We start from the raw sequence: 17,534 nt of genomic DNA, 5'->3' as shown, positions 1-17,534 counted from the left end.
GCGATCGGCTTTCGTCTTCCTATCGAAACACCGCCATAGTAGCGATCATTCGATCAGAAAACAGTCGGCGATGGCCGGGGCGGTCAGCGGTCGGTGATCCCCCGCGCCCGCAGGGCCGACCGCAGCGCCCGAGTCGCGTAGTACGTCCGCGATTTGACGGTTCCGGTGGGCACCCCGAGCGCCAGGGCCGCCTGGCTCACACTGCGGTCCAGATAGTGCAGATGCAGCAGCACCTCCCGCTGCGGGGGCGCCAGGTCCGCCAGGGCGTCCCACACCACCCGGGCGGTGAGCGTCTGATCGACCGCGTCCGGCGCGGCCAGCAGCGCCATGTCCGCCTCACCGGCCATCTCCATCCGCGGCTCCACCTGGTCCTGGTGGGCGTCGCCGGCCAGATCGCCGACCAGATCGCTCACCACCGTGAACAGCCGGTGGCGGGCGGTGGCGTCCATGGGGCCGACGTCCATCGGCCGCTGCCAGGCCCGGATCGCCACCTCCTGCACGATGTCCTGGGCCCGGTGCCAGTCCCCGCCCAGTAATCGGGCCGCCAGCCGGAGCAGCGCCGAGCCATGACGCCGGTACAGCGTCTTCACGAAGGTGTCGGCGTCGGTCATGACGGCCGCCGCGTTGATGTCCATCGTCCCGTTCCCCCCGAGGCGAATGTGTCGATGGCGGGAGCGTAAAAGAAGGGGACGCCGATTGAGTGACGAAAGTCTGACGTCACACCACGGCCGGAAGAGCACGGTGCCCGAAACGGGCTCGACTAAGATCCCCAGTTGTGCGATTTACGGTGTTAGGCCCGGTCAGGGCGTGGCGCGAGGGCGCCGAACTGGAGCTGGGCCCGCCCAAACAGCGAGCCCTGCTGGCGCTGTTGCTGGTGCGGGCCGGACAGCCGGTAGCGCTCAGCGAGATCGTCGACGTCCTCTGGGCACAGGATCCGCCGAGCACCGCGGTGAATGTGGTGCACCGCCATGTGGGTTCGGTGCGTCGGTTGCTGGAACCGGGCCTGGCGGCGCGGGCGGAGGGCAGCCGGCTGGTGCGCAGCTCCGGCGGCTACCGGCTGAACGCCGACCCGGACGCGCTGGATCTGCTGCGCTTCCGGCGCTTGAGCGAATCGGCCCGGCGCACCGCCGCCGAGGGGGAGCCGGAGCGGGGGGCGGAGCTCTTCGCCCAGGCGCTCGCCCTGTGGCAGGGGCCGACCGCCACCGGAGTCCCCTCCGAGATCCAGACCCATCCCGTCTTCTCCGGTGTCGACCGTGAACTTCTGGCCATCGCCAAGGAGGCCGCCATCGCGGCGCTGGCCTCCGAGGTGCCGGAGCAATTGCCCACCGTGCTCCAGCAGTTCGCCGCCCACCACGCGCTGGACGAGACCCTCCAGGCCCAGCTGATCCGGGTGCTCGCCACCACCGGACGGCGGGCCGAGGCGCTGGAGGTCTTCGCCACGGCGCGGAACCGGCTGGCGGACCAGCTCGGCGTGGCGCCCGGCCCGGAGTTGCGCGCCGCCCACCGCGAGGTGGTGCCCCGGTCGACCCCGGCCCCCGCCGAGCCGGTCCAGCCAACCCCTCCGGCGACGCCGCCCACCCCGGCGGTCCGCCCGGCGCAACTCCCGCCCGATCTGCCCGCGTTCAGCGGTCGTCACAACGAACTCGCCGGTATCCACGCCCTGCTGCCCGAGGGCGCCGGGGTCGCCTCACCGGCCCCGCTGGTGATCAGCGCGATCGACGGGATGGCCGGGATCGGCAAGACCGCGCTGGCCGTGCACTGGGCGCACCGGATCGCCCACCGTTTCCCGGATGGACAGCTCTACGCCAATCTGCGCGGCTTCGATCCGACCGGTTCGATGATGTCGCCGAACGAGGCGCTGCGCGGATTCCTCCATGCGCTGGGCCTTCCGCCGAGCCGGGTGCCCACGGGTCTGGACGCCAAGACCGCGCTGTACCGCAGTCTGCTGGCGGGGCGGCGGATGCTGGTCCTGCTGGACAATGTGGTGGACTCCCAGCACGTACGGCCGCTGCTGCCCGGCTCCCCCGGCTGTCTGACCATCGTCACCAGCCGCAATCAGCTGCACGGGCTGATAGCGAGCGAGGGGGCCCGTCCTCTTACTCTGGGGCCGCTGTCGTCGGCCGAGTCCCATGAGGCACTCGTCCGGCGGCTGGGCACGGACCGGGTCGCCGCGGAGCCGCAGGCGGTGGCGACCATCATCCGGCTGTGCGGGCGGCTGCCGCTCGCACTGGCGGTGGTGGCCGCCCGCGCCGCGACCCGTCCCTCCTTTCCCCTTTCTTCTGTCGCCGCGGAGTTGCGCGAGAGCCAGGGCAACCTCGACGCGTTCGCGGGCGCCGATCCGAGCACCGACGCACGGAGCGTCTTCTCCTGGTCCTACCGGGCGCTGGAGCCGGAGGCCGCCCGGCTGTTCCGGCTGCTGGCCCTGCACCCTGGGCCCGAGGTCTCCACCGCGGCGGCCGCGAGCCTGGCCGGGCTGCCGCTCCGGGTCACCCGGGCCCTGCTGGCCGCGCTCACCCGCGCCCATCTGCTGGTGGAGCACGACCCGGGCCGCTACACCTTCCACGATCTGCTGCGGGCCTACGCCATGGAGCTGGTCCAGGACCATGAGGCGGAGGAGATCCGCCAGGACGCCCGGCACCGGATGTTCGACCACTATCTGCACACCGCGCGCACCGCCGCCACGCGGCTCGCCCCGCACCGGACCGAACCGCTGCCCGTGTCCCCGGCCCGGCCCGACGCGGCGCCCGAGCACCTCGGCGGCCAGGAGCGCGCCGAGGCATGGCTGTCGGCCGAGCGCTGCGTACTGCTGTCGGTCGTCGAGCACGCGCGCGACCACGGATTCCCGACCCACGCCTGGCAGTTGGCCGTGACGCTGGAGCTCTTCCTGGACCGGCGCGGCCACTGGCAGGAGCAGACCGCCATCCAGCGCACCGCGCTGGGGGCGGCCCGGGCCCTGTCCGATCGGCTCGGCCAGGCGCACAGCCACCGCACCCTGGGCTTCGCCGAGGGACGGCTGGGCCGGTACGAGGAGGGGTACGGCCAGCTGGAGCGGGCGCTGGAGCTGTTCACGGAGCTCGGCGAGCGGGCCGGGCAGGCCCGCGCCCTGCGCGCCCTGGCCTTCCTGGCCAACTGTCAGGGCCGCTACCAGGAGGCGCTGGACCACTACCGGCCGGCGCTCGGCCACTATGTCGCCCTGGACCACATCAGCGGACAGGCCAGCGTGCTCAACGAGATCGGCTGGACCCATATCCTGCTCGATGAGTACGAACACGCCCTGGCCCGCTGCCGGGAGGCCGTCGAACTGCACCGGCGGATCGGCGACGCGTCCGGCGAGGCCGCCGCGCTGGACAGCCTGGGGTACGCGTACCACCATCTCGGACGGTATGAGCACGCCCTCACGTCCTACGGCCGGGCGATTCTCATCTACCGCGAGATCAGCGACCGGTATCTGGAGGCCGACACCCTGCACCACCAGGGGGACACCCGGTTGGCCCAGGGCGATGTGGCCACCGCGCTCACCGACTGGCGGCGGGCCCTGGAGATTCTCCAGGAGCTGAACCACCCCGATGCCCGGGTCCTCGACGGCAAACTGGGGCAGTACCGGCAGTCACCGCATCCGGCCTCGGCTCTGAGCGGATGACGGGGCCTGGTGGGCGTGGTCTTCCGCGCTGTCGCATCCACGGCGGGGCGCCTCCGGGTCGTCGGGACGGTGTGCGGCCGGGCCGCTCGGACGAGGCCGTGCACCGGGTTCTCCCTGCCGTACGTACGGCCCCGGTGAGTTGCTCAACCGGGTGGGAAAAATCTTTGTGAGCGCCCTCCGGAGGGCGGCCGCGGAGGGTACCAGCAGGTAATGATCTCTGTCCCGGCTTTATTCACTAGTGATGAGGTCTCCACGACCGAGCCACACGAGGTACTAGCGTCCGGTGTCACTCCGAACCAAGGAGGGCGCTGTGCCATCAGCAAACCTCACCAGATCCATCGCCTCCAGCCGTACCATCGGCACCGGGCTCATCATTGGGGCGCTCGCCGTCACCCTGGCGGCGATCCTCATTCCGGTGTCGTTGTTCGGTGAGAGCAGCGTGGCCCTGCCGCGCAATGGCGTCGCGGACGACGGCGGTGGGACGGTCAGCACCCAGTACGGTCCGCTCACGGCCACTGACCGGGACTTTGTCCGCAAAGTCAGGCTCGCCGGAACGTGGGAGCTCCCCGCCGGGCGCCTCGCCCAGGAGCGTGGCGGTCGGGACGCCGTGAAGACCGCCGGTGAGCATCTCATCGAAGGACACACCGAACTCGACCGCCGTTCCGAGGAAGTCGGCCGGGCTCTCGGAATCCAGCTGCCCAGTCAGCCCAACGCACAGCAGCAGGGTTGGCTGAATGAGATGACCAACGCTGGCAGCAGCGCCGAGTTCGAGCGGGTGTTCGCAAACCGGTTGCGCGCCGCTCACGGCAAGGTGTTCAACCTTGTGGCGCAAGTGCGAGCCGAGAGCCGCAACTCCATGGTCAGATCTCTGGCCACCAGGGCCAATGCCATCGTTCTCGACCACATCACGGTCCTCGAGGACACCGGGCTTGTCGACTTCGACGCCCTCTAACGACTAAGTGAAGTGATCTCATGAGGCAACAGACCCACAAACGCGGGCGGTTTACGAACAAAACCGTCGCCATCGTCGCCGCGCTGGCGCTCGGCGGCGGCGGGGCCGCGATCATCGCCGCCAACGCGTCCGCCCACGGCGACAAGAGCGGCTCCGACCAGCAGAACAGCACCGTGGCCGCGAAGGCGGGGACGATCCAGTGTCCCGATGTGGGGCAGCAGCTGAGTGACGTGCCGTCGAAGTCCAGGCCCGAGGTCGACAAGAACCTGGCCGAGCTGGACAACCAGGTGGCCAAGGCGTACCAGCAGATGAACCAGCAGCAGGGTTCGAACGACGCCGTGCTCTCCAAGCTCAACGACGACCGCTCCCAGACGCTGGACAACATCGGTTCGGCCATGGGCGGCGACAACTCCCAGCTGCAGGGCATGGCCAACTGCAAGTGGCAGGAGGTCGCCACCCAGGCCGGCCAGGGCCAGGACGGTCAGCAGCAGGGTGGTGACCAGCAGGGCGGTCAGCAGCAAGGCGGCGACCAGCAAGGTGGTCAGCAGCAAGGCGGCGACCAGCAGGGCGGTCAGCAGCAGGGCGGCGACCAGCAAGGTGGCGACCAGCAGGGCGGCGAGGGCGCCAACGAGGTGCCCGGCAACGCCGGCGGTCAGGCGGGCAACGGCCCGGCGCAGGACGACTTCGTCGACATCACCAAGGTGCAGCCGAACGTCCAGCAGCCGCCGGAGGCCCAGGGGAACGGCTCCTCCGGCACCTTCTCCTCGGAGTGCGGAGTCGGCGACCCCGGGCTGCGCAACAGTGACAACGTCATCGTCGCGCCCGGTGTCGGCAACGGCGCCCACCACATGCACGACTACGTGGGCAGCGACAAGAACGACGCCTTCGCCAACAACCAGACGTTCGAGCAGGGCGGCACCTCCTGCAAGAACCAGGACGACAAGTCGACCTACTACTGGCCCGTGGTCCGCGCCCAGGACGGCAAGGACGAGGCCGACGCCGACCAGCTCGGTGGCGGCCAGGAGGGCAACGTCGGCACGATCCTGACCCCCAAGAGCTCCAAGATCGAGTTCAAGGGCAACGCGCAGAGCAAGGTCACCGCGATGCCGAAGTTCCTGCGCATCATCACCGGTGACGCCAAGGCCTTCACCAACGGCGACAAGAACGCCAACGCCTCCTGGAGCTGCACCGGCTTCGAGGACCGTCAGCTGACCGACAAGTACCCGCTCTGCCCCGAGGGCAGCTCGGTCACCCGGACCTTCGACTTCCAGAGCTGCTGGGACGGCCAGAACATCGACAGCGCCAACCACCGTGACCACGTGGCGTTCGCAGGCGAGGACGGCTCCTGCCCCAACGGCTTCAAGGCCATCCCCCAGCTGGTGAACACCATCACCTACGACGTGCCGGCCAACACCCCGTTCGCCGTGGACGGCTTCCCCGAGCAGTTGCACAAGCCCATCACGGACCACGACGACTTCATCAACGTGATGTCGGAGGACCTGATGAACGAGGCGGTGGACTGCATCAACAGCGGCAAGCAGTGCGGCTGATGGCACACACTCACCAGGCGCGCGTCGGCCGGAAGGCCGGCGCGCGCCGCGCTGTCACCGGGCACTTACACCAGGCCGCGGACGACGAGGCGGCCACCGACCCTCCGGCGGCGGAGCATCCGGACACCGAGGGGTTCCCGGGACCGGGACATACCGACCGATCGGTCCGTCCCCCCTCGGACCAGGAGCTCACCCGGGAGTTGGTGGAGGGCTACCGGTCGGGCAGCAGCAGGTCGGCCGCGGCCGACCTGCTCTACCGCCGCCACCACCCGGCGACCCTGCGCTACGCCCGGACCTGCTGCCGTGACCCCCATGACGCCGAGGACCTGGCCTCCGAGGCGTTCTTCCGCACCTTCCAGGCCGTTCGCGCCGGGGGCGGTCCGCGGGGCTCCTGGCGGCCGTATCTGCTCACCGTGGTGCGCCATACGGCGATGGAGTGGAGCGCCGGGGAGCGCCGGGTGCTGCTCACCGCCGACTTCGAGTCCTGGCGGCAGCACGCGCCCACGGCCGACCCCCAGCAGCATCTGGTGGCCCGGGAGGACCGCCGGTTGCTCATCCGCAGCTTCCGGGGACTCCCCGAGCGCTGGCAGACCGTGCTGTGGCTGACCCTCGTCGAGGAGGAGACCCCGCACCGGGTGGCCATGGTCCTGGGCATCTCCCCCAGCGGGGTGACCTCGCTGGCCTTCCGGGCCCGGGAGGGGCTGCGGGAGTCGTATCTGCGGGCCCATCTGGAGTCGGCGCGCGACGACCGGTGCCGGCACTACAGCGGCCAGCTCGGCTCCTCGGTGCGCCGCGGCGGGGTGCGCGGCCGGGCGCTCGCTCGCCATCTCGCCGAATGCGCCTTCTGCGCCCACGCCTACCGCGAACTCCTCGGCCTGAACGCCGCGATGCGCACGGCCCCGCGTACGGCGGCGCCCGCCGGGGCGATGGGCTGAACCACCCCGCTCCGGCGATCCCGGCGGGCTCCCCGAACCGCCGGGGCAGCGAAAACCGCCGACCGCGTGAGCGCGGCCGGCGGTTCGCCTTCTGGTGGCGGAGTCCTGGTCGGACTCTTCTGGTGGCGGTCCTGGTCAGAGTCCGTTGACGCGCGCCTCCCTGGCGATGCCCAGCGGCCGTACACCGGGGGGTGCGCCGGTACGGGTCCGGCGGCTCACCCGGGACGCGTGCCGCCGTATCCGGTCCACCTGCGCCATCAGCCTGCGGCCGCGCAGCGCCATCTCCAGCTCGAAGCGTATTCGGGGGTCCCGGAGGCCGGGCCCGAAGAGCTTCTCGATCTGGCGCAGCCGGTATCGCACGGTCTGCGGATGCACCTTGAGGGCCTTGGCCGCCTCGGGCGCGCCACCGCCCTCCAGCCAGGCCAGCAGCGTCATCTGCAGGCGCTCGCTCTGCCGGGGTGTCAGCCCGACCAGCGGCTTGAGCCACCGGGCGGCCAGCGCCCGGACCAGCGACTCGTCCTGCAGGAGCAGCAGCATCGACAGATGGTCGTCGACGAAGAGCACCCGGGCCTCGGGGCCGGAGCGGGCGGGCGCCAGGGTCAGCAGGCGCCGGGCCCAACGCAGCGAGGAGGCCGCGTCGTTGAGCGGCACCACATGGCCCACGGCCGCGGTACGGCCGCGCAGCGCGGTCTCCAGCGCCGCCCGGGTGCCGGGCTCGGCCGGGGTGGGTTCCCGCTCCGGGTCCTTCTCGCCCTCCTGGGCGGCGGCGGTGCCGGGGTCCGGGGTGGGTCCCGGGTCCGCGTCCGGGTCGGGGATCAGCAGGCACAGCTCGTCGCCGACCGCGCCGATGAGGGTGTCTCCCAGCACGGCGGCCAGCTGCGGGGCCTCACCCGGGGTGGGCAGGGCGATGGCCTGCACCGTCTCGGGAAGCGGCCAGCGGGCGGCCCGGGAGAGCTCCACCAGGGTGCGCTCGGAGACCGCCACCTCACCGATGAGGGCCTCGAACAGATCGCGCCGGGCCCGCTCGGGCGGCACCTCGGCCAGCGCCTCCTCACCGGAGGCGGCGGCCTGCTCGCCCGCGCCGTCCTCGCCCGCCTTGCGGTGGCCGAGTGCGGTCAGGAGAGCCTGCTCGACTCCCCATCGGACCTTGTCTCGCTCAGAGTCCTCCAGGAGTTCGGCGAATCCCGGAATTCTGTGCCGAAGGTTCTCAACCACCTCGTCGGCCAGGGACGGGAGTTCATTGCGCAGCACACGGGTCCACTCGCCACGGGGGCGGGACCAGATGCGGTTCACGAGTTCGCCCATCATTACCTCGTTCTTGCCGGGGGGAGACCTGGCCGTTGGGGGGTCGGTCAGGTCCGTGGAGGTTGCCTCCGTCACCGGTTCGTCCAGTACCGGTCAGGGAGTCGAGGGTCCTCCGCTACGTCATAGAGGACCCCGCCCCCTCCCGGTCCCGGTACTTTGCCGGTTCTTTGCCATTGAGACGACAGTGGATCAGCCGGGGACGGTGTGGGCACGGTTCGTCCACTAGAAGTTGTCACGTTACGACAAATCTTATGGAGATCAGGTGTACTTCCGAGAAGCTGCTGCCCCCAAGACGACTTTGACGTATCTCGTCACCCGCGCGAATCCGCGCGATCGGGAGGCTCCAATGTCCATGTCCCAAACGCCGCTCCCCTCCTCGCAGGGGCGTCACGGGGGACGCCGAGCTCGTGGCGGACGACGAGCCGCTCGCCGGACCCAGCAGCGTGATCCATCCGGACTGGGGTGGCCACGCCATACCCGGATCTATGCCGTCGTCGGCTCCATCGCACTGTCCCTGTACGTGACATGGAGCGCCGGCGCGTTCTCGAAGATGTTCGTGTTCCTCGACTTCGGCGCGGGTGTGCTCGCGCTGGTCTGTCTCACCTCGGCGGTGCTGTGGGGGCTCGCCGCGACCGACCAGATGATCCTGAACTCCAAACAGCGGCTGCTGGCCCAGGCCATCCACCGGGCGGCCGCGGTCGCCGGACTGCTCTTCCTGGCCGTTCACATCTGGGTCAAGGTCGCGGAGAGCCACACCAACGCCGCGTCCATCGCGATACCGTTCGCTGACGCAAATCAGCCGGTGCTGATCGGGCTCGGCACCATCGCCGGCTATCTCTTCGTGATCGCCGCGGTGACCGGTGCGGCCCGCAGCTCGTTCGCCTCCAGGGGCAACTCCCGCTGGCGGTACCGCTGGTGGCGGGCGCTGCATGTGGGCGCCTACCCGGCGTGGTGTGCCGCGCTGATCCACGGTCTGAAGGCGGGACGCGCCGCCAAGATCTGGGCGACCTACGGCTACCTCGCGGCGCTCGCCGGTGTGGCCATCGCGCTGTGGCTGCGGCTGGTCCAGCGGCGGCGCCAGGACGTCGACCGGGCGGACGGCATCGAGGTCAGGAACCCTCCGGCCCGCAGCATGCAGGAGGGCCGGACCCGGCGGTCCGATCCCACCGTGCCGCGCCCCCGTTCGGCCGAGCCCGGCCGGTATGACAACCAGCCGCTCGGCGCCTCCCGCGGGTGGGACCGGTGATCACGACCAAACCCAGGCTCGCCTGTGTCGATCCGCCCCGGCTGCTGGCCGGGCTCGACGAGGTGTACCGGCTCGACCGCGTCGGCCATCTGACCGTCCATGGCACCATGCCGGCCCTCCGGGCGGACGAGCTCGTGGCGCTCGCGGAGAACATCGATCTGCGCGGGCGCGGCGGCGCCGGATTCCCCTTCGCCAAGAAGGTCCAGGCGGTCGTGGAGTCGGCCGGCCGGCGCGAGGGCCGCTGCACCGTGGTGGTCAACGGCAGTGAGGGCGAGCCCAGTTGCCTCAAGGACACCGCGCTGCTGCTGCACACCCCGCATCTGGTGATCGACGGTGCCGTGCTGGCCGCCGAGGCGCTCGGCGCCGAGGAGGTGGCCATCGCGGTGCACCGCCAGGATGTCGAGGAGTCCGTGGCCGCCGCGATCGCCGAGCGCGGCCCCAGTGGCGTCCCCGTGGGGGTGAGCCGCACCCCGGACCGGTTCGTGGCCGGTGAGGGCGGCGCGGTCATCAACGGCATCAGCGGCGCCCCGGCCATCCCCAACGGCCGGAAGATCCGGACCAGCGACAGCGGGCTCAGCGGACTGCCCACCCTGCTGTCCAACACCGAGACCTTCGCCCAGCTCGCGGTGGCCGCCCGGATGGGCGCCCTGCCGTACCGCTCGGTGGGGCTGCCCACCGAGCCGGGCACCACGCTGCTGACGGTCGGTGGCAAGTACGTGATGGAGACGCCCACCGGGGTGCCGCTGACCTACGTCCTGGAGCTGTGCGGTCTCACCCCCGGTCAGGCGATCCTGGTGGGCGGCTACCACGGCAAGTGGCTGGACCCCAAGAGCATCAACGCCGCCACGATCTCCCGGGAGTCCATGAAGAAGTACGGCGCCCGGCTGGGCGCCGGTGCGGTGCTGCCCCTCCCCGAGAACACCTGCCCGCTCGGCGAGACCGCGCGGATCGCCCGCTGGCTGGCCGCCGAGACGGCCGGTCAGTGCGGGCCCTGCTTCATCGGGCTGCCCGCGCTCGCGGACGCCATCGGCCAGGTGGAACGCGGCGGTGGCCAGTCCTCGATCGACAATGTGCGCGCCTACGTCAACTCGGTGAGGAAGCGCGGGGCCTGCAGCCATCCCGATGGCACCGCCGGCTTCGTGACCACCGCGCTGGACGCGTTCCCCGAGGAGTTCGAGGCGCACGCGCTCGGCGCCGGCTGCGGACGGCCCACGATGGGGGTGCTGCCGCTGCCGGAGGACGCGCTGCCGCTCGCCCTGCCGCCCGCCCCGCTGAACCCCGCGGCGCGCGACGAGCGCCGCCAGCGGGGGCCGACGGAGAAGCTCCTGGTGGACTGGTCGCTGTGCCAGGGCCATGGGCTGTGCGCGGACATCCTGCCGCCCGAGGTGCTGACGCTCGGGATCGACGGCTATCCGGCCTCGGCCACCATGGAAGTGCCCCGGCAGCTGCGGGCGCAGGCGGTCCGCGCGGTCCGCCGCTGCCCCGCCCTGGCGCTGCGCATCGAGGAGTAGCGAGGGGACGATCAGCCGCACCACCGACACCGCGACGGCCGTGTGAAACGGCCGTCGACTGCTGTGCGCTCAGCGATCCGGAGAATTTTGCGTCCGGTGACAAATTCGCAAGCCGCTGAACGCCGGTCCGTACGGGCTCCGTATGGACCGGCGTCGGCGCAATCACCGCCGGACCGATCGAGATTGCAGAGGAATGGTCATGGAGAAGCGGCGTCACATCGCATTCGCCGGGGTGTCGGTAGCGATGGTTCTGCTGACGGCGGCTTGCGGCAGCAGCAAGGACAACAGCGCGGGCAGTGCCAATGTGCAGCCGGCGGGTGGCAGCCAGACCGTGGGTGCGGGGGCCTCCGCGTCGGCGGGCGCGGGGGCCGCGGCCGGTGCCGGCAGCGGGTACGAGGCGGGCGGTGACTCCGGTGCCGGCGCGGCCGACGCGGCCGGCGCTGCCGAGCGCACCGGTCCGGCGAAGCAGCTGGCGGTCAAGGAGGACGCCAAGCTGGGCAAGTTCGTCACCGACAGCAAGGGCTGGACGCTCTACCGGTTCGACGAGGACACCCCCAAGCCGGCCAAGTCCAACTGCAACGACGACTGCGCCACCAAGTGGCCCGCGGTGCCCGCGGACGACGCCGCGGCCACCACCGGTATCGAGTCAAGCAAGCTGGGCTCGGTCACCCGCACCGACGGCACCAAGCAGCTGACGCTGGCGGGCTGGCCGGTCTACCGCTTCGCGGGCGACAACAAGCCCGGTGACACCAAGGGCCAGGGCGTGGGCGGCACCTGGAACGCGCTGGCGCCCGACGGAAAGCCGGCCGGCAAGACCGCGGCCGCGGACGACAGCCTCCAGCTGATGGTCAACAACAACGCCGAGCTGGGCAGGATCATCGTGGACGGCAAGGGCATGACCGTCTACCGGTTCAACAAGGACAGCGCCTGGCCGATGAAGACCGGCTGCCTCGGTGCCTGCCTGGACACCTGGAAGCCCGTCAAGGCCGTGGACACCACCAAGGTCGCCGGGGTCGACGCGGCGAAGGTCACCTCCTTCAAGCGCCCCGACGGCACCAAGCAGGCGGCGTTCGACTGCTGGCTGCTCTACACCTTCACCGGGGACAAGAAGCCCGGTGACATCAATGGCCAGGGCGTGAAGGGCACCTGGTTCGCGGTCACCGACAAGGGCAAGAAGGCGGGCCAGTAAGGGAGACAACCACTACTTTTGGTCCACCGCGGCGGGTGGCCCGAGGCATCAGAGCCCGGGCCGCCCCGCCGGATTTTCTACGGGAGGTTGTTGTGTCACTCGCTCTCCGTGCCACCGCGGTCGGCGCGGCCCTGCTGTTCCTGGCCGGCTGCGGTGGAGGCGATCGGACACATGGCGCCGGCCACGAGCAGAAGAAGGTGTCCCCCGCCACCAAGGAGTTCGCCAAGCCCGGGAAGCCCGCGCAGCTGACGAAGATCGCCGATGCCATCGGGTGCAAGGCCACGATCATCACCGAGGCGGAGGAACTGCGTCAGGGCTCCTGCGGGTCCGGTCAGAAGCGGTTCACGATGGTCACCTTCGCCACCGACAAGGGCCAGCACGACTGGCTGACCACGTCGAAGGACTACGGGGGCATGTACCTGGTCGGCAAGCGCTGGTCGGTCACCGGCCTGTCCATGGGCTCGCTGGAACCCCTGCGGGAGAAGATCGGCGGATCCCTCGAGAAGGGGATGTCCATGTCCCACGGCGGGTCCAACGGCGGGGCCAAGACGGGAGACGGCATGGAGGGCATGGAGGGCATGGACGGCTCGGCGGGCGATGCGGGCCACGACGGGAAGAAGTGACCCGCGGCACTCGCCGACCAGGCGGTGAGCGTGGCTTACGCCCCTCAGGCCGCCCGGGAGTCCGCCCACTTGACCAGGTCCGGGTCGGCGAGGGTGGAGACCCACACATCGACCGGCGGGGGCTCGTCCACCGGCTTCCGCGGGCCCACGCCGAGCACTCTCAGCCCGGCGCGCGAGGCGGACAGAAACCCGCAGTGGGAGTCCTCCACCGCGAGGGCGTCCCCGGGCGCCGCCCCGCACAGCCGGGCGGCCTCGAGATAGACGTCGGGATACGGTTTGGGCCGCACGTCCCCCTCGGGGACCAGCACATGGCCGAAGTACCGCAGCAGCCCGGCCTTGGCGAGTCCGTCCTCGACGACATCCCGCGGGCAGTTGCTGGCCACGGCCAGCGGTGCGAAGGCGGCCGCCTTCGCGACCAGTTGGGGCGCCCCCGGCATGGTGACCGGGTTGTCGGCCACCAGTCGGCGGAAGGCGTCCAGGAGTTGTCCGGTCATCTCGTCGGCGAGTTCGGGGCGACCGGCGAATTCGGCCAGCATTCGGCCGCATTCGGTGTAGTGGAGTCCCTTCGTGCGCCGCGCGAACTCCTCGTCGGGGGCGGTTCCATGGCTTCTGAGGACCACTTCGCGCGCCTCCTCCCAGTGTCGTTCGGAATCCATCAGGGTGCCGTCACAGTCGAAGACGATGGCGGCTGGGGTCCATCCGAGAAACTTTTCGGCTGTCATCTGTCTGCCGTTCCATGGGAGGTGGAGGAATCGGCGCAGGGAATGCCTGTACCTGCGGGAGCCGCGCGGTGGAAATCGTCCTGGCGGCTCTTGAGGGCGCTGAGCGCCGACCGCTGTTGTCGTACAGGCCGTGGGGTTCGCCTGCCCGAAACATAACGATCACTACGTTAGTTTGATGACCCGCAGTAAGCAAGAGGCTACTGAGTGTCGGCGTTTTGTTCGCCGTTCAGCCTGTTCGTCGTCATATTGTTCGTCGCACGGCGTGTTCGTCGCTCAGAGGTACTGGAGCACGCCGACCGCCGTGCAGATGCCGGCCTGGCGCAGCCGGAAGACACACGTCCGGCCGTGGGAGGTGCACTCGACCACGGCCGGCGGATACGACTCGGTGAAGCGGATCGCCTTCATCCGGCAGGCGACCGGCCGGGTCAGCGTACCCCCGGTGGCCAGCGCCGCCGCCTGGCGGGCGCCCTCCAGCAGCACCAGGCCCGGCATATGGTCGCTCCAGTGGTCGAAGAAGAACGGATGACGGGGGTCGGCGGGGTCGAGGTAGACCACTCCCCCGTCCCGCACCACCAGGACGTCCCGGGCCGCCGGAACGGCCAGTTGCGCAGGTGAGGGCCGTACGGCGGCACGCAATCTGCGGCGCGCGGTGTGCCCGTGGGCGGCGGCCCGGGTCTCCGCGTAGGTGGTGCCGTCGAGGAAGCGCGCGGTGCCCCCGGCCCATGCGAAGAGCTTGCCGCCCGCCGACAGCACGACATCCAGCCGCATCCCGGTGACGAAGCGTCCGCAGGGGCCGGTGCGGATGTCGGTGACGGCGGCCCGGCAGGTGATGTCGGAGGCCCCGTACGGCGCCCGGGGCTCGGTCTCGGGGTCCAGCCGGTAGGAGATGTCCCGGATCAGGAAGTGCGCCCCCGCGGGCACCGCGTAGTACCGCGTCGGGATGTAGATCCCCAGCTCGCGCAGGGTTTCCGCGATCATCAGCGGATGATGGCGGCCGTCTCCGCCGTGCGGGAAGGTGGGATGGGACCTCGGCCACTGGGCCGCGGCCTCGAACCGGTCGTCACCGTGCGTACGCACATCGGTGAGCAGCACCTCGGCCACCGAGACCCGGTGCACCGCCTCCCGCGCCACCGTGCGGGACCAGCTGAGCGGCCGCCCGGCGGGACCGGACGGCTCCGAAAGGCCATGAGCCTCACGAACGATCACCATAAAATACTAATAATGTTTGACCTGTCTCGCCTCATCACCATCTCAGGTCGAAAGTCCGCTAAGTTCTCCCCGTCACATCCGACGGGGAAGGACGGCGAACACGTGCAAGAACGGGCCGAACAAACACGCCGATCCCTTCTGGAGGCCGCAGCGTTCCTTTTCGACGAACGGGGATACGCGGGAACGAGCATCAGCGACATCACCTCCCGGTCCGGCCACACCAGCGGCGCGATCTATTTCCATTACACGAGCAAGGAAAGACTCGCCCTGGCCGTGGTGGAGGAGCACTTCGCCACCTGGCCCCCGCTGGTCGAGCGCTTCGCCGCCCTCGACGCGCCGCCCCTGGAGCAACTCGTCCGGCTCAGCTTCGCGGTGGCCCGCGCCTTCCGCGACGACATCGTGGTGCGGGCCGGAGCCCGGCTGTGGGCCGAGCGCACCCTGATCGCGGCGCCCATGCCACCGCCCTTCGTGGGGTGGATCGACGCGGTGGGGCAGATGATGGAGAAGGCGCGCGCCGAGGGCGATCTGGCCACCCATGTCGATCCGCTGCCCGCCGCCCGCACCGTCGTATGCGCCTTCTTCGGGCTGCACACCGTGTCCGAGGCGCTCGACGGGCGGCGGCTGGTCGAGGACCGGCTGGCCGATCTGTGGACCCTGCTGCTGCCCTCGCTCCAGGCCCGGCCCGGGGACACATCGGGCCTGCTGGCGCTCGCCCGCGGCGACGCCGCGCCGCCGTCAGAGTGAGGCGCCCGCGCACATCACCAGCGTCTGGCCGGTGACCGCGCCGCCCTCCGGGCCCAGCAGGAACGACGTCAGCCCCGCCACCTCCTCCGGACGGACCAGCCGCCCCAGCGGTGGCAGCACGGGCGGGGTGCGGCTACGGCCGGGGTCCCGCAGCATGGGAGTGTCCGTCGGCCCCGGCGCCACCACATTGACCGTGACCGCTCTCGGCGCCAGCTCGGCCGCCCAGGACCGGGCCAGGGCGGGCAGCGCCGCCTTGGTGGCGGCGTACTGGCTCTTGCCGGGGACGCCCGTCATCGTCCGGCTGCCCACCAGCACCACCCGGCCACCGTCCGCGACCCGGTCCACCAGCGTGTCCACCAGGACGCCCGCCGCCTGCACATGGATCCGCCACATGAGGGATCCGTCCTCGGGGTCGAGCTCCCCCAGCCGCGCCGAGCGCTGAACGCCCGCCGCGTGCACGATCGCGTCCACCCCGGACACCGGGGCGAGCACCTCGGGGAGGGTCTCCGGCCGGGACAGATCGGCCGGGATCCAGTGCGGCCGCGTAACCGTGTGCGCGGGGGCCGTACGGCTGAGCCCGGTGATCCGCCACCCCTCGTCCAGCAGCCGGGCGGCGATCGCGGCGCCGATACCGGAGCTGACACCGGTGACCACGGCGTGGCGGGGCTCAGCCATTGGCCGCCCAATCCGGTGCGACACGGACGTACTTGATGGCCTGGCGGTGGTAGGTGTACGCGATGTGCAGCGTGCCGTCGGAGCCCTGCCGGATGGTGGGGTAGGACAGCTCGCGGTTGAGCCGGTCGCGTGAGTTGTTGGTCAGGCAGTGGCCGTCACCGGTGTCCAGATCGCGCCGTACGGGCCAGGTCAGACCGTGGTCGGAGGAGAGCGCGAGGGTCATCGGGGCGCGGGGCGCGCCCCAGAAGGCGCCGGGCGCGGAGTCGTCCGGCGGGGCGGCCGACGGGTCCGGGGTCCGACTGGTCCCGCCCTCATCGTCGATCTCGTCGTAGAGGGACACCCGGCGGGCCGTGGCGTCCGCGCGGCTGCTGTGGTTGTAGAGCAGCGCGAGCCGTCCGTCGGCGAGCGGGACGTACTGCACGGAGGAGTTGTTGTTGGGCAGTTCGGTACGGACCGGCTCGCTCCAGGTCTCCCCGCCGTCGGTGCTGTGCGAGCGGTACACCGCGTCCGCCCAGCGGCTGCGGAAGAGGGCCAGCAGGGTGGTGTCCGGCAGTTGGTGCACGTTCATGTGCACACAGCCGGTCGAGCCCGGCACCGGCCGCTCGCGCCAGGTAAGCCCCTGGTCGTCGCTGATCATCACGGCGCTGGTGTCGCGGTCGCCGACCCATGTGACACCGGGGGTGGCCACGCAGTGGAACACCGGCAGCAGCCACCGCCCGGAGTCCAGGACGGCCACCGGCTGACGGATGAACACCCCGCCCGCCTCGGTGGCCGGGAACAGCGTACGCGGCGCGCCCCAGGTGACACCCGCGTCGGCGGACACCCGCAGCCGGACCTCGGCGGTGTCCTGATCGCCCGCCCGCTGGGCGGTGTACAGCAGCCACAGCTCCCCGGCGGGGGTGGGGAACAGCAGCGGGTTCTGCTCCGAGCGGGTGTCATCGTCCGAGAGCCGCACCGGCTCGGTCCAGGTGTCGGCCCCCGGGGCGAGCCGCGAGAACCACACGGAGATGTCCGGCACGCCCTCCTGCGTACCCCCGAACCACACACACCCGAGGTCCCCTCCGGGCAGCACGGTCAGGTTGGCGGCATGGTTCTGCACGGCGGGCGCGGGCAGGAACGCCTCCCGCAGCCCCGGGTCCCCCGGGCGCGCCCGAAGCCGCCCATCCATCAGGGGTATCGCGGTGTCATCGTCGGCGGTCATGTCGCCGGGCTCCTCATGGTTGTGGTGATACG

The 17,534-nt window shown here is 70.9% G+C and carries 15 protein-coding genes; 9 read left to right on the top strand and 6 right to left on the bottom strand.

The annotated features are described in order from the left end of the window. Positions 1-83: 83 nt before the first annotated feature. On the bottom strand, positions 84-635 hold the full coding sequence (locus ACFXB5_RS13685; RefSeq protein WP_385206580.1) for a sigma-70 family RNA polymerase sigma factor: 552 nt from the start codon (positions 633-635) through the stop codon (positions 84-86). Between the two features lie 140 nt (positions 636-775). On the opposite strand from ACFXB5_RS13685, the gene ACFXB5_RS13680 reads away from it, so the two are divergent. From ACFXB5_RS13680 to ACFXB5_RS13665, 4 genes are all read left to right on the top strand, one after another. Beyond that, positions 776-3,640, top strand: a complete 2,865-nt coding sequence (locus ACFXB5_RS13680) for a BTAD domain-containing putative transcriptional regulator (protein WP_385206577.1) — start codon at positions 776-778, stop codon at positions 3,638-3,640. A gap of 310 nt (positions 3,641-3,950) precedes the next feature. Beyond that, the gene (locus ACFXB5_RS13675; RefSeq protein WP_201848333.1) at positions 3,951-4,592 is read left to right on the top strand and encodes a DUF4142 domain-containing protein; all 642 of its coding nucleotides are present in this window, start codon (positions 3,951-3,953) and stop codon (positions 4,590-4,592) included. 20 nt (positions 4,593-4,612) lie between these two features. After that, positions 4,613-6,142, top strand: a complete 1,530-nt coding sequence (locus ACFXB5_RS13670; RefSeq protein ID WP_385206574.1) for a DUF1996 domain-containing protein — start codon at positions 4,613-4,615, stop codon at positions 6,140-6,142. Next, positions 6,142-7,077: an RNA polymerase sigma factor gene (locus ACFXB5_RS13665; RefSeq protein ID WP_385206571.1), complete on the top strand. Its 936-nt coding sequence runs from the start codon at positions 6,142-6,144 to the stop codon at positions 7,075-7,077. Before ACFXB5_RS13670 ends, ACFXB5_RS13665 begins: the two co-directional genes overlap by 1 nt. A 135-nt stretch (positions 7,078-7,212) precedes the next feature. On the opposite strand, the gene ACFXB5_RS13660 is transcribed toward ACFXB5_RS13665, so the two are convergent. Next, entirely contained in the window at positions 7,213-8,385 is a 1,173-nt protein-coding gene (locus tag ACFXB5_RS13660) for a PucR family transcriptional regulator (protein ID WP_385206615.1), read from the bottom strand. 517 nt (positions 8,386-8,902) lie between these two features. Here ACFXB5_RS13660 and ACFXB5_RS13655 point away from each other — a divergent pair. The 4 genes from ACFXB5_RS13655 (at position 8,903) to ACFXB5_RS13640 (ending at position 12,951) form a co-directional block, all read left to right on the top strand. After that, entirely contained in the window at positions 8,903-9,628 is a 726-nt protein-coding gene (locus ACFXB5_RS13655; protein ID WP_385206568.1) for a hypothetical protein, read from the top strand. Further along, entirely contained in the window at positions 9,625-11,139 is a 1,515-nt protein-coding gene (locus ACFXB5_RS13650) for an NADH-ubiquinone oxidoreductase-F iron-sulfur binding region domain-containing protein (RefSeq protein WP_385206565.1), read from the top strand. Before ACFXB5_RS13655 ends, ACFXB5_RS13650 begins: the two co-directional genes overlap by 4 nt. 199 nt (positions 11,140-11,338) lie before the next feature. After that, positions 11,339-12,328, top strand: coding sequence for an SCO0930 family lipoprotein (locus tag ACFXB5_RS13645; protein ID WP_385206563.1), 990 nt, complete (start codon positions 11,339-11,341; stop codon positions 12,326-12,328). A 92-nt stretch (positions 12,329-12,420) separates the two neighbouring features. Then, positions 12,421-12,951 carry a hypothetical protein gene (locus ACFXB5_RS13640; RefSeq protein WP_385206560.1) on the top strand — a complete coding sequence of 177 codons (531 nt, stop codon included), beginning with the start codon at positions 12,421-12,423 and terminating at the stop codon, positions 12,949-12,951. A gap of 44 nt (positions 12,952-12,995) precedes the next feature. On the opposite strand, the gene ACFXB5_RS13635 is transcribed toward ACFXB5_RS13640, so the two are convergent. Together ACFXB5_RS13635 and ACFXB5_RS13630 are read right to left on the bottom strand one after the other, a co-directional pair. Then, the gene (locus tag ACFXB5_RS13635) at positions 12,996-13,673 is read right to left on the bottom strand and encodes an HAD family hydrolase (protein WP_385206557.1); all 678 of its coding nucleotides are present in this window, start codon (positions 13,671-13,673) and stop codon (positions 12,996-12,998) included. A gap of 273 nt (positions 13,674-13,946) precedes the next feature. Then, on the bottom strand, positions 13,947-14,882 hold the full coding sequence (locus ACFXB5_RS13630) for a ScbA/BarX family gamma-butyrolactone biosynthesis protein (protein WP_385206554.1): 936 nt from the start codon (positions 14,880-14,882) through the stop codon (positions 13,947-13,949). A 102-nt stretch (positions 14,883-14,984) separates the two neighbouring features. Here ACFXB5_RS13630 and ACFXB5_RS13625 point away from each other — a divergent pair, with 102 nt between their 5' ends. Next, positions 14,985-15,626 carry a ScbR family autoregulator-binding transcription factor gene (locus ACFXB5_RS13625; RefSeq protein WP_385206552.1) on the top strand — a complete coding sequence of 214 codons (642 nt, stop codon included), beginning with the start codon at positions 14,985-14,987 and terminating at the stop codon, positions 15,624-15,626. Here ACFXB5_RS13625 and ACFXB5_RS13620 read toward each other — a convergent pair. Beyond that, positions 15,618-16,301 (bottom strand): SDR family NAD(P)-dependent oxidoreductase, encoded by a 684-nt coding sequence (locus tag ACFXB5_RS13620; protein WP_385206549.1) that lies wholly within the window; start codon positions 16,299-16,301, stop codon positions 15,618-15,620. The two genes, ACFXB5_RS13625 and ACFXB5_RS13620, sit on opposite strands and share 9 nt — an antisense overlap. Further along, positions 16,294-17,502, bottom strand: a complete 1,209-nt coding sequence (locus ACFXB5_RS13615; RefSeq protein WP_385206547.1) for an exo-alpha-sialidase — start codon at positions 17,500-17,502, stop codon at positions 16,294-16,296. The genes ACFXB5_RS13620 and ACFXB5_RS13615 overlap by 8 nt, the downstream gene beginning before the upstream one ends. Positions 17,503-17,534 lie beyond the last annotated feature (32 nt).

Origin of the sequence: Streptomyces sp. NPDC059455 (genome assembly GCF_042750115.1) — a bacterium.
In the GTDB taxonomy this organism is placed as follows: domain Bacteria; phylum Actinomycetota; class Actinomycetes; order Streptomycetales; family Streptomycetaceae; genus Streptomyces; species Streptomyces endocoffeicus.
Note: the sequence above shows the minus strand (reverse complement) of the source record. Positions and strands in the feature narration are given on the sequence as shown.